The organism is uncultured Psychroserpens sp. (genome assembly GCF_947492715.1).
Taxonomy (GTDB): Bacteria; Bacteroidota; Bacteroidia; order Flavobacteriales; family Flavobacteriaceae; genus Psychroserpens.
On record NZ_CANLNS010000002.1, the window covers coordinates 407,224 to 419,427 of the forward strand.

At 34.4% G+C, this 12,204-nt stretch carries 12 protein-coding genes; 3 read left to right on the plus strand and 9 right to left on the minus strand.

Translation table 11 applies throughout. The features are described from left to right. Positions 1–57 precede the first annotated feature (57 nt). Positions 58–939, minus strand: coding sequence for a chromosome partitioning protein ParA (locus tag Q0787_RS08700; protein ID WP_298902060.1), 882 nt, complete (start codon positions 937–939; stop codon positions 58–60). 120 nt (positions 940–1,059) lie between these two features. On the opposite strand from Q0787_RS08700, the gene Q0787_RS08705 reads away from it, so the two are divergent. Together Q0787_RS08705 and Q0787_RS08710 are read left to right on the plus strand one after the other, a co-directional pair. Further along, positions 1,060–2,082, plus strand: coding sequence for a formimidoylglutamase (locus Q0787_RS08705; RefSeq protein ID WP_298902061.1), 1,023 nt, complete (start codon positions 1,060–1,062; stop codon positions 2,080–2,082). A gap of 54 nt (positions 2,083–2,136) precedes the next feature. Further along, entirely contained in the window at positions 2,137–3,087 is a 951-nt protein-coding gene (locus Q0787_RS08710) for a bifunctional helix-turn-helix transcriptional regulator/GNAT family N-acetyltransferase (RefSeq protein WP_298902062.1), read from the plus strand. On the opposite strand, the gene Q0787_RS08715 is transcribed toward Q0787_RS08710, so the two are convergent. After that, positions 3,082–3,576, minus strand: coding sequence for a hypothetical protein (locus Q0787_RS08715; RefSeq protein ID WP_298902063.1), 495 nt, complete (start codon positions 3,574–3,576; stop codon positions 3,082–3,084). The two genes, Q0787_RS08710 and Q0787_RS08715, sit on opposite strands and share 6 nt — an antisense overlap. 134 nt (positions 3,577–3,710) lie before the next feature. On the opposite strand from Q0787_RS08715, the gene Q0787_RS08720 reads away from it, so the two are divergent. Next, on the plus strand, positions 3,711–5,171 hold the full coding sequence (locus Q0787_RS08720) for a hypothetical protein (RefSeq protein WP_298902065.1): 1,461 nt from the start codon (positions 3,711–3,713) through the stop codon (positions 5,169–5,171). A 41-nt stretch (positions 5,172–5,212) separates the two neighbouring features. Here Q0787_RS08720 and Q0787_RS08725 read toward each other — a convergent pair whose 3' ends face one another. From Q0787_RS08725 to Q0787_RS08755, 7 genes are read right to left on the minus strand one after another with little or no spacing between them, the layout of a single operon-like run. Continuing rightward, a complete protein-coding gene (locus tag Q0787_RS08725; protein ID WP_298902067.1) occupies positions 5,213–6,922 on the minus strand; it encodes a hypothetical protein in 1,710 nt (569 codons plus the stop codon). A gap of 2 nt (positions 6,923–6,924) precedes the next feature. Further along, positions 6,925–7,119, minus strand: coding sequence for a hypothetical protein (locus Q0787_RS08730; protein ID WP_298902068.1), 195 nt, complete (start codon positions 7,117–7,119; stop codon positions 6,925–6,927). Beyond that, complete coding sequence (locus Q0787_RS08735; RefSeq protein ID WP_298902070.1) at positions 7,119–7,661, minus strand: hypothetical protein; 543 nt, start codon at positions 7,659–7,661, stop codon at positions 7,119–7,121. The genes Q0787_RS08730 and Q0787_RS08735 overlap by 1 nt, the downstream gene beginning before the upstream one ends. 44 nt (positions 7,662–7,705) lie before the next feature. Then, complete coding sequence (locus Q0787_RS08740; protein ID WP_298902072.1) at positions 7,706–8,941, minus strand: DUF6638 family protein; 1,236 nt, start codon at positions 8,939–8,941, stop codon at positions 7,706–7,708. A gap of 6 nt (positions 8,942–8,947) precedes the next feature. Beyond that, positions 8,948–10,906, minus strand: coding sequence for an AAA family ATPase (locus Q0787_RS08745; protein ID WP_298902073.1), 1,959 nt, complete (start codon positions 10,904–10,906; stop codon positions 8,948–8,950). A 16-nt stretch (positions 10,907–10,922) separates the two neighbouring features. Then, a complete protein-coding gene (locus Q0787_RS08750; RefSeq protein ID WP_298902074.1) occupies positions 10,923–11,153 on the minus strand; it encodes a hypothetical protein in 231 nt (76 codons plus the stop codon). Between the two features lie 2 nt (positions 11,154–11,155). Beyond that, positions 11,156–12,199 (minus strand): hypothetical protein, encoded by a 1,044-nt coding sequence (locus Q0787_RS08755; protein ID WP_298902075.1) that lies wholly within the window; start codon positions 12,197–12,199, stop codon positions 11,156–11,158. Between the last annotated feature and the right edge of the window lie 5 nt (positions 12,200–12,204).

Consider the following 12,204-nt stretch of genomic DNA (forward strand, 5'->3'; position numbering starts at 1 on the left):
AAAAATCCGAAAACACAATGTTTCCGGATCTTTCTTAACCTAACCTATTGTTATATACTACTTCAGCGTAAACTCTGAAGAAGAAATTAATTCTTTGTTATTAAAAACGTTAACCACATAACGTCCTTTTTCAAACTTATCATTTGGTCCTACAAATTCACAAATGTTTAAGTTTCTATTTTCGTAATTAAACTTACTAATTAAGCTATAGTTTAAAACTGTTTCATCAAACTGAACTTGCTCATTAGCACCTAAAACATTGTTTTTAGGATCTAATACTTGCACATACAATTCCTTATCTCCAGCACCAACCAATCTATTCTTAGCAACTGTATAACATACCCTGATTTTGTCGCTACGTCTTGCACGTTCTGTAGGAATCAATTTTCCCGAACTTCTTTCTATAACACCAAACCCTTTTAAATCGGTAGTTTGCAATACTGCCGCATTTTCTACAACTTCGGCCAATTGTGTGTTTTGAACTAAGAGAGAATCGGTAAAAACGGTACGCTCGGCCAACTGTACATTTGTACTGTCTAGTGTAGAAGCCAATAAAGAATTTTCTACTTTAAGCTGATCATTTTCCGCCATAATGACGTCCATCTCCTCTTGTAATGCTAAGAACTTCTTCTTGTATCTCCAAAGGCTATTGACACTATTTTGAGATAATTTTAAAGAATCCATTAAACCTTGAATGCGTTCTCTTGCACCCAACAACTTCTCATTAGCGACCTCATTTTCTCCAATAGCAACGTCATATTGCTTTGCCATTGTACTTAAATCTGCCATAACCTGCTCTTTCTCACGAATGAGAGTGGCTTCGTTTTCTTTTTTCTCATTGTACAGTTTTGAAGTGTAAAAACCTGTACCTAAAAACAATGCTAATAAAATTCCTAATGCAATTTTTAATCCTGTACTCTTACTGTTTGAATTATCCATAAGTTAATTTTTGTTACGAGTTATTTTAAACGTTAATTGTTTCAATTTTATTTGATATTCTTAGAAGCTTGAAAATAAAAAACTGTACTTTTAATACATCAAAATTAATCAATTTTGTAAATGGAACACTTAAAACCTTTTACGAATTCAGAATTAAAATCCATTCTGAAAAAACGTCCTAAAGAAACCAAATTTGGAGAACATATTTTGTTACTTCCTAACTTCTCCAATATATACGAACAACTATTAAAATTAGATGTTTCTTATGTAATTTTTGGGATAAAAGAAGATGTTGGTGTTTTTGCCAATTACGGTAATACAGGGACTTCCAGCGCTTGGGATGCCGCAATTAATATTTTGTTAAACGTCCAAAGTAATGCGTATACACATCCAAAAAAAGTGCTGATTTTGGGTCATCTTGAGTTCGATACTTATCAAGAAAAGCTAAAACAATTAGATCAAAAAAAGAGAAAAGACATTCAAAAAGCTCGAAAGAAAGTTTCGAAAATAGATGAAGCCGTCACCCATTTAGTATCTCAAATTGTAAGTGCAGGTAAAATTCCTATTATTATTGGAGGTGGTCATAACAATGCCTACGGAAATATCAAAGGCACGTCCTTAGGGCTTAAAAAACAGATAAACGCTATTAATTTTGATGCGCACCACGATTTCAGAGCAGAGGAAGGAAGACATAGTGGAAACGGCTTTAGTTACGCCTATGCAGAAGGCTTCCTAAAACATTATTTTATTTTTGGACTACACGAAAATTATACTTCAGATACCATATTTAAAACACTTAACAAACTAAGGCGTGTTAAATACAGTACGTTTGAAAGTATGATGATAAGACGTGATACTAACTTTGATACCGAAATGGAAATAGCGTCACAACATATTACATCAAAAGCTTTTGGACTAGAAATTGATTGCGATGCTATACAAAATATTCCAAGTAGCGCTATGACACCTAGTGGGTTTTCTGTAAATAAGGCTAGAGCTTTTATTCATCATTTCGGGAAACAACAGCATGTAGCATATCTCCATATTTGTGAGGCCGCACCTACCCTAGAGACCGAAGTGCAAGTAGGAAAACTAATATCCTACTTAATAACAGACTTTATTAGAGCTCATGAAATTATTTGAGGTCGTCGAATAATTTTATATATTTACATAAGCACTTATATAAATAGATATACAATGGATGCATTACGAGGATTTAGTGAACTGGCATTAGGCTCACGTCTAAAGCGATTGAGTGATTTTGTTATGAAGGAGGTTCAATGCACCTATGACTATTTTAATATAGAATTTGATCCTTACTTATTCCCTATTATAAAAATCATTGATAATAAAAATGGCGTAACAAATGTTGAAATTAAAACCGCTTTAAAGTTATCGCAACCTGCTATAAGTCAAGCTGTCAATAAACTCATTGCTAAAGAATTGCTACATCTAGAAAGCGATACAATAGATAAAAGAAAAAAAATACTAACCTTATCAGACAAAGGAAAACACCTAGTGGCTCGAATGAAGCCTTTATGGGCTGTCATTGACAACGTCATAAAAGAGTACACGACGCATTCGTCTAACTCTTTAACCGAACACCTCAATAAACTAGAAGATAAATTACAACATAAAAGTTTAAGTAAAACGATTATTAATATGGCAAAAATGGAAGTGAACAATGACTTTGAAATTATTAATTATGACGAGCGTTATGCTCCAAATTTTTACGATTTAAATATTGAATGGCTTAAAACCTATTTCTACGTTGAAACCTTTGATGAGGAGGTACTTAGCAAACCAGAGCATTACATTATTAATAAAGGTGGTTATATCTTTTTTGCAAAACGCGATGACCTCATATTAGGAACCGTTGCGCTTATGCCGACTCATGATCCACTAGTGTATGAATTAACCAAAATGGCTGTTTTGTCTAATCAGCGCGGACAAAAAATTGGGCAACGCCTTATGCAGCATTGTATAGATTTTGCCCAAGCCAATGGATTTAAAGCACTTATGCTCTACTCTAATACAATATTAGAAAATGCCATTTATATCTATAAGAAATATGGGTTTATAGAACTAGAATTGGAAAAAGATAGCCCTTATGAACGTAGCAATATTAAAATGGAGTTAACATTATAACGACTGGTTTAACATCTTATCCAGATCAGCACAGTATGTGTTAGCATCCTCACACAATGCGCTCAATGTTTCTATCAATAATTGCTGCAATTTTTCATTCTTAGGATAGATGGCATAAGCTAACTTAAATTCGGAATATGCACCAGTCAGGTTATTTCTTTTTAGTCTTTGTATACCAGATGATATTAAAAATTTAAATGCCTCATCATTTGCGTTTTGAATATAGGCTTGTTTTTGGGCACGTATTGTATTGGAATGTTCTAAAAGTACTGGCGCCTTAAAATAAAAAACCGAGAATAATAGTCCAAGAAAAAGAAGACTCATTACAATATAAAAATTGCTTTTTGGCTTTGAAGGTTGCATCTTAAATTGCCTACTGTAACCAGGTATCGTATTGCATGTAGGTTTGCCTTTCTTTTTAGAAAATGCTTTATTTGGGCGCTGTTTATAAATCCAAGACGCCATACCAAACCCCATGTAACCTCCCATAATAGTCTTTATTTATAAGTCAGGAAAACCCAAGTTTTGTTACAACACTTGCCTGTTAATTCGGGTATATTTACTCATAGACGCCCGCCTTTGGTTGCCTAAATTTATACACTACTAATCAACCATTATTTATCATGAAAAAAGCACTTACATTCTTCTTAATTAGTTGTTTGTTTGCTTGCAACGAAAAATCGAATCAACACGATTACGTCGCTAGCACAGATACTATTTTAACAGACGCCTGTCCTACTCTAGACTCTATAAGGTTTTGTGAGAATAGAACTAACGAATTATGTTCAAATTTACCATTAGAAGTATACTTCCTTGGAAGCCCAGATGGGCAATTTCAAAATGGGTATTCTTCGGTATTAGCGCCAGAAATTCAACCTTCATTTGATAACTTTTCTTGGCAGAGTTTTGTAGCACTAAACTGGCCTTCTGATGCTTCTGGCAAACCTATAGGTTCCAATATTACAGACTATCCAGATTCATTAAGAGTTTGGGAACGTTTTACTGAAGCCTCTAAAGTTTTTAGCGCTGGCGACAAAAGTTTGGCAGAATTTAAAAGTAAAAACCCTAAATCTAAAATTGTGTCTCAAGATTCAAAAGTTGCTGATGATTTACATCTCTCAGGGTTTTTAGAAGCCGATGATTATCCGCTTATTGATAGAAACTTAAACTTTGTCATTTATGAGGTAAAGATGAATGCCGTTGAAGAACAATACATAAAGGATAATAATTTGAATACCAAAGAAGGCATATACAATTACTATAAATCAAAAAATACTATTGAACTTCCAACACAAACCAATACGCTTCCTGGTGCTATAGAAATAAAGGCCAGTTGGAGAATACTCGATCAAAATAAAGGTGACGACCCTAATAAATACTATACACAAAATGCCACTATTTTTGTGACTTCGGAAAATAGCATTTCGGGAGAGGCTTTTTCCTTCGATTGTACTATAGGGCTAGTAGGTTTGCATGTTCTTAGAAAAACTCATGAATTTGAAAATTGGATATGGAGTACTTTTGAACATATCGATAACGTGCCAGACAATGTTCAAAAAGCACAAACAGATCAAGAAAAACAATGGTCGTTTTACAATTCTGAGTGTTTGAGTTGTCCAGTAAACCAGCCGCCTTCACATGTACCTGGTGATGTTGTAAAAAAAGATACTGTCTATAAATGGAATACCAAAGCGCCTTACGCAGAACGTTATGCAACAGTAATTCCTGGAGAGGCTATAGGTCAAAAATTTGGAACTCAGGTTACACGAGTATATCCTATTTATTATTGCACAGAACAATTAAATGCCATATGGCAGGCCAAATTGAAATCTTTAGGTTCAGTTTTTGAAAATTATAAACTTGTAGGCACTCAGTGGATGGTCCCTACAGATGGTACGCCACCTCCATTAAAAATTAATGCGCCTTATCTGTTAGCAAATACTACTGCCGAAACCTATATGCAGGAAACATCGTCATGTATTAGCTGTCATACTTTTGCAGGAATTGAATATAACATAAAGGCCCAAGATACTACGATTTTTATCCCGTCAGATTTTAGTTTTACCTTTTTGTATGCACAATAAAACATAAAAAAAAGAGCCGTCGATTAAGACGGCTCTTTTTTTTATTGTTTGTCTAGCGCTTGCAACGAATCTAACTTTCTCTTGAGTCGTTCAATTTCGGCTTGATTACCATTAGATGCGCTTGTGCTATCAATGGCTTTAAATTTCTCTTGGATTTCGGCTTCTAATATATCGGCATCAGTTTTATCTTCATCATAAAAATAACCTATTCCTTCACTAGAACGCCAGGCTTCGTTTAATTGGTCGTATACTGTTTTGTCCCATGTACTAGGATGTTTAACGTCAATCCAAATCACATCGCGATATTCGCTATCAATAAGGACTAAATCTGGAGTAGCAGAACCATCAAATTGCTGCGCATTTGTATCACTAATTGCAGAGATAGTTCCTAAAAAGAACATGCGCTTACGCCCTGCGATATCTTTAACATAAGGTCTAAATTCTACAGGAGTATTAGCTGTCCAATCTATTTCTTTTCTTGATTCTTTTACTTTTAGAGGCATCGCCGAAACACCTGCATATCCCTGTTTTTTAGAAGCATGGTCATAATAATACAATTTATCAGTTCCATCGGCTGGTACAAATACACTATAGCTCAAACTAGTACGTTCTTCTCCAACTGGTTCTAAACCAAACCAATGGTATAATCCACTATAGGCATCACTTTCTGAGCCTGAAAAATCAAAATCGGTCACATAAGGTTGTTGGTTTTGATCTTTCGGCATTTCAGGTATTTTTACCGCAGTTTCCATATTCCAAGGTAATGGATCACTAAATCCTCCTAAAAATTTCAGTGATTCGGACTGTAATCGAGATACCTTCTCTGATAATGTATTTTGTTTGGTGAGAAATGGATAGTTTTTCATATCCTCGGGTGCAATAAACGTTCCCTTTCCTATAGCAATACGCTCTAAATAGTCGTTAAAATCATGCTCGCCACTTTCAATCACCATGACACCTCCAAAGGTTGGGTAAGGAAAGAAAAAACCACGCCAGCGTATTAAACTTACCACTTGAACCCATTCGCCTGAGTCGTTTTTCATATAAAATGTATCGCTTGGCTCATAATTAAATAACATCCAAGGATTAAAACGCTGTACTACCGCATTGTATGTGTTACGGCTAAATTTCAAAGATTCTCCTATCGAAAATGTTACAGGAATTCTGTTGTCATTTGAAAATCTAGGAAATGGCGTAGTACTGGAAACAGAAAACACTTCTTCGGTATTGTCACTAATACGCTGCATAATATATTTTTCAGAAGGTTGTATAGCCATCGTCCATTTGTTTTCGTCATCTACACGTACCAAATGCGGTAAGGACACGTCTTTGGTCTCTCCTACACTTTCATTAGCCATTGAAAAAATATTACGTAACGGTTGGATACGTTCGTTTTGCGTTAATGGTAGTTCGTTAATTTCTACTTTATCTAAATCATTAAAAACGTTATAAGTCTTCATATAATCATATAAGCCTACATTCCAACCTGCAAAATAAAGGAGTCCAAAAAATGCTGCAAGTAAACCTAATATACCAAGGCGCTTTCCCGTACTCGCGGTTTTTCGGAATTTTTTTAACCCGAAAAACAACACAATCAAACTTAGAATGATAATAAAAATATACTTCCTAAAAAATAATAAAGCTGGTTGATAATCATCACGAAGTATAAATAATGCAATAAGCAAAATAAGACCTACAATAATGGTAATGGTCTTTTGCTTCTTTCCTTTGTTCCAATAGTTCTTTAGCATCTCTAGTTTTCCGTTTTTTTATTTATATCTCTTAGCGTAACATACATACCTAATATAATAAAGACATTACTTAATGGTCCTAACAAGTCTTTATAATCAAAATTTGAGTAATCTATAATTGCAAAATGAGCAATCATAACAACCACAGACATCCATAATACAAACTGGATAATTTTTTTACGTCTCGCTTCTTTCATTACATTAGACCCTTATCTTTTAATCGGTCACGAGCTGATTTTTCATTTGCCTTTGGCTCTGGCTCAGTTTTTATCTCCTCCTTTGTGTCTTCAACAACCTTGTTGTCTTTAGGCTTTAAATCTTCAATAAATTCTTTTCCTTTTTCTACGACATTTTCAAATTTATCTTCTAACGATTCACTTTGTGCTTCAATAACTTTTCCTGATTTTATAACCAGGTTCGCTAAATACGTTCCTAATAATGTTCCTGCCGCAAAAGATGCAAATGCCGATATACCATAGTAACTAGCAAACACTGAAATAGGCGTTAAAAACTCAACAACAAGAGCGGCTACTAACACTACGGTAACTACAAATATAAGTCTCGGGATAAACGCTTGTTTATAAACGAAACCCTTAGGATTATCTGCGTTCATTTGCAGTTCTTTACTGTTGACAATTTTATTAATAAAGCGATAAGCACCATTGCCATTAGATTCTCTCCAATAGATAAAAATTCCGAATAGTACGGCTACGATAAAAATGATGATATCTGTTCCCATGATTGCTGTTTTAGTTGATCCTTTATAAAGTTAGTCTAAAATTCTTAAATATTGTTACTAATGGTCTCAATGACCCAATCCTGTAGCGAAGGATCCCAAGTTTCATATTGTTTGTAAAATTCCTGCTTATCATACCAATACATGAACAGCACATCTTTTGGAGCAATATTAACTAAGAGCTTCCAAATAAGGTCTTGATGTTTAGGGTGTAAACTAGAATGTGGCTCGTGCAAGGCCTCAAATAAATCATCATCAACAATATCAGAAATTTTATACTGGTTACTCTTTTCGAGTTTTTCCAAGTAACGTTCTACACTCATCACCTTCTTACGTGTGTCTATATCGACTTTATTAAGGTAACTTTTAAATAATAGTTGGTCACTTAATATATCTTTAATTGGATGCTTCGTTTTTTTAAGGTGCTGCGAAAATTCAAATTTCTTAATGCGCTCATATCGTTTGGTTTTTACGATATCTTCCAAATCATATGCAATAATGATATGATCTCTTAGTTTCTCCATCAATTGCGGTTGCTTGATATGAAAAATAAGAACGTCATGAACTGTATCTTTTATCGCTTCCTTATACCATTTCTTGCTTTCAAAAACGACAATTGGAGATATAAAATCTCGCAATACATAGACACCTCCAAAAGATTTGGTATAGAATGAATCGGTTACATAATTCATGGATTCAAGATTAAGATCCCGTTCTCTTAAATCACCATATTTATTGGCAGATTCCAGAAGTTGACTATGAATATTTTCGTCTATAAAATTATTTCCTTGTTTGAATTTTTCTATAAGCTGAAGTTGTTCTTCTCTAACATTATCGAGGTTATCAATTAAATGAAATCGTATGGTAACTGTTTGATACCTCAGCACATCCAAAGGCTCGTAAAAGGCATCTATACTTTGATCGAAATCGATACAAATGGCAGAATCTCTGGTGATATCATTAATCTTACTGCCGTGTTTTTTAAAGACCTGCATCATCATATCTCTATCAAATGTATGATATGGTAAATACACTGGTTTTTTATTTTGTAAAGGTGAAATGATAATACCATGCGGATTTGATTCTCCGTTACATAAATAGTTTTCATCGTCCTTCTCTTCAGCCACTTCAGGGCTCCAACCGATACCATCTATATGAAAATGATCAAGTTCAGTCACTGTAAAACCCAGCTTAAGTAAGCATTTATTATAACGCTCTACCAGTTTACCCGAAATTGGAATTAATTCACTTCTATATAAATTTGCTGCTTTAAGCTTATTCATTTCCTATTATCTTTTCCCAAACTGTTCTCTTGCTTCAGTTTCAATATTTAATTGATTGATTCTAGCATCTACTTTTCGTTTAAAATCGGTATCGGCAATGGTTGCTACGTTATCTAAATAGCGCACTACCTCTTGACGACGTATTTCTGAAAAATCTAAACCTTTCATATTTGCACGCATCAATTCTTGAAGCATACTAAACTTGGTTTCATAGTCCTTTTTGAAATAAATGTCTGGATTCTCAAACCAGTCCTGTTCTAAATCAAAATCGGTTAAACGTAGTGATACTGCACTTTGAATATTACGCACATCTCGTGATGAGAAAAACGGAAACAACTTCTGAATTTCTTTATACAAATTGGCGTAGAATAAATGTTCTGTTGATTTAAATTGCTTTTCTACCTTATCATATGCTTCTAATACGCGTTCTTCTGTTGGTTTATCAGACACGTTTAAAATTTCACCCATATTCTTGGCCAAACCTTGATCTTGTAAATAGTCATAATCACTTGGTCCTTGCATATTTACAAAGTCGGGCATGGTTGAGTCTAACTTTCGCCACCACAGATGATCTTGGTCTAAGAAATCATGTTCTGTACGTGCACCATCAATTTTGAAACGACCTTGAACACGAGAAATAACAGCTTTATCCAACATTTCTGGCAAATTGGTAAACAATCCTATTGAACTATTTCCGTAGTTAACTGCATAAGCACCTTCGGTATACCTCAAAAACACGCCAATCACTTCTTTAACACCTGCAGAAACTCCTTGAGCAGTACGCTCTTGCAAATTGTTTTCGGCATCATCAATTGGTGCAAATATGAGTTTTGACGGGTCCTGTAATGGCTTCATCCATTCTACCATTTTCTCTGCAGATCCACCTTGAAACGTAGAAATTAAAGTATCTGGCATTGGATGGAACAAAAACGGAATATCTAAATTATCACAGTGCTCTTTTAAACGGGTTGCAATGGCTGCAATCAACATACTTTTTCCCGTCCCAGGAATTCCATATCCCATAAATACTGGCATGAAACCGCCTAATTCTTGAAATGGGTTTTTCTTCGCATCAAAATCGTAACTTAACATACGTTCGGTTAAACGACGTGCAAAATGCTTTGCATCTCTGTTTCCAACGATCTGCTCAAATTGAATTTTATTAAATTCAACACTTTTCGCTGCACCTTGAAATACATTATCCCAGCCTGAAACAGCAAAATCAGAATGTTCTAGTTTATAGGTTCTATCTGTTACCGTTTCTGTATATTCCAAACTACTCTTACGCATTTGGATTTCGGCAATTAAGGCTTCAAAATAAACTACAGTAAAATCGATGACATCTTTATCTGATTTGATAATCTCTGGATGTCCTAAATATTTGTCATAATAGAATAAGGCACATGAGATCCCTTTAAGAGGTGACATTAAGGACACCTCCGGAATGCCCGCGAATTTGTTCTTCATCACACTCAAATCATCAGATGCAACCGTTTTTAAATCATGTAATATTTTGTATGCCGTTGCAAACAGCATAAATGCTGTTCCTGTTTGCATTTTACTTTCGTACTCACGCTTTCCAGAAGCATCTAAAGCCGATTTATTTTCGGATAAACTTGATAAGCCAGAAGCGTCATAATAACTGTCTTTTATCCAAATCCCGAGTGTTATACCTTCTTGAACTGCATATAGCGTTTGATTAAGATGTAAAGGAATGGCTATCGACTCTGGTAATAGCCGCTTTTTCAGCTCTAATATTGTTTTAGAAACTGAAGTGATTTCAGCACCACCATTTCCTTTAGCTCTTGACAAATACAATAATATAGACTCGTCTTTAGCGTCTTTATCTTTGTTTTTTGCGCGTTGACCCTGCTCCCATTGAATACTTTTAATGTAAGATGTGGCTTCATCACGAAGCATATCGAGTTCGTTTTGTTTTATAGGAAATGTGGAATTATGCTCCATACTGCTTTTTAATTTTTTATTGTGTCTTTAATTTATAGTTGTCAATTGTAATCCTGTAGCCCTTTATATGTTTAAATGAAGTGGCATGAAAATCGTAGCCTAGGCTAGCAAAAATTACAGTGAAAATTTTCACATACCACTCTGGCATCATAAAGATATTCCACACAAACATTAAACCTCCCAACAAACCTAATGGAATACTTAATATGTATTTTAATGGAGGAGAATATTTAAAAGTTTGATTCAATTTTACTTCATGTTTAAATCTGCAATCTGAATAGGTGCTTTTGCCAACTTATTCATAATTTCAGGGGTTTTGTTATACAATAACTGTATGATTCTATGAGGTGCAAAAATATAGCGCTGTCTAAATACCGCATCCCAGTTCTGAAAAGTTTGTTTACTAAAGAAACTTCCTTCTTTGAATTCGCTTTTTGAACTCACCTCGTCTATCTTAAATGAAATGGCATACGATTCTAGTGGAATTGTTTTTTTAGAAATCCCTTCTAATATGGCATGTGTTACCTTATTTTCATCTTTTGCAAAAACATTATGAATTGGCCCCAAGTCTACACGTTTTACCAATTTAGGGAACACTTTAGGCAATCGTTTATCTATAGCATAGGCCATCATGTCTAATGCCAATTCACGATCTGCTACTGTTTTTAACGCATAATAGATATCCTCTCTATCTTTTTGTGGATGACTACCATCATAATTAAAATACATATAACAAATAAACGGCCTATTATGTGAGACCTCATAAAAACTCCAGCTTACAAGGTATTGTCCCGGAGATCCCTGAGGAGCTTCGATGATTTTACCTTGAACAAAACGATTAAATATGTATTCTTTCTTCGCCGATGTATAATAAACAATTGAAGATGCTTGAAATAACTTTCGTTTAGCAATTGGTTCTTTCTTTCTCAACAAAGTATCCAGAAATTCCTGTTTTAATACATCAATATTGGTTAATTTTCCTAAGTAATCTTCACGTAAGCCTAAATCGTTAAAGAGGTAACGAAATTCTAAATAGTTTGGAAACCCAGAGTCGGTTAAATCTACCTTCATATTTTCCTCCTCATCATACATGTATTTTACGCGCATAGCCTCTATAGAATATAATAACAAATCGCAATACTGTTTAAACAAAATAACCTCCTGCTCATTAAGGATTTGTTTTTGCTGCACTGCAACAATCAATTCTTTAAGCGTAAAGTCTATCATTTTATGATAAAACACATACTGCTCTTTAGAGTCTAATACTGCCGAATCTAATGGTGTTACAATCATTTGTT

Excerpts from the sequence above, each read along its gene's own strand:
- Q0787_RS08700 (WP_298902060.1), bottom strand. The coding sequence starts at position 939 with ATGGATAATTCAAACAGTAAGAGTACAGGATTAAAAATTGCATTAGGA.
- Q0787_RS08705 (WP_298902061.1), top strand. The coding sequence starts at position 1,060 with ATGGAACACTTAAAACCTTTTACGAATTCAGAATTAAAATCCATTCTG.
- Q0787_RS08710 (WP_298902062.1), top strand. The coding sequence starts at position 2,137 with ATGGATGCATTACGAGGATTTAGTGAACTGGCATTAGGCTCACGTCTA.
- Q0787_RS08715 (WP_298902063.1), bottom strand. The coding sequence starts at position 3,576 with ATGGGAGGTTACATGGGGTTTGGTATGGCGTCTTGGATTTATAAACAG.
- Q0787_RS08720 (WP_298902065.1), top strand. The coding sequence starts at position 3,711 with ATGAAAAAAGCACTTACATTCTTCTTAATTAGTTGTTTGTTTGCTTGC.
- Q0787_RS08725 (WP_298902067.1), bottom strand. The coding sequence starts at position 6,922 with ATGCTAAAGAACTATTGGAACAAAGGAAAGAAGCAAAAGACCATTACC.
- Q0787_RS08730 (WP_298902068.1), bottom strand. The coding sequence starts at position 7,119 with ATGAAAGAAGCGAGACGTAAAAAAATTATCCAGTTTGTATTATGGATG.
- Q0787_RS08735 (WP_298902070.1), bottom strand. The coding sequence starts at position 7,661 with ATGGGAACAGATATCATCATTTTTATCGTAGCCGTACTATTCGGAATT.
- Q0787_RS08740 (WP_298902072.1), bottom strand. The coding sequence starts at position 8,941 with ATGAATAAGCTTAAAGCAGCAAATTTATATAGAAGTGAATTAATTCCA.
- Q0787_RS08745 (WP_298902073.1), bottom strand. The coding sequence starts at position 10,906 with ATGGAGCATAATTCCACATTTCCTATAAAACAAAACGAACTCGATATG.
- Q0787_RS08755 (WP_298902075.1), bottom strand. The coding sequence starts at position 12,199 with ATGATTGTAACACCATTAGATTCGGCAGTATTAGACTCTAAAGAGCAG.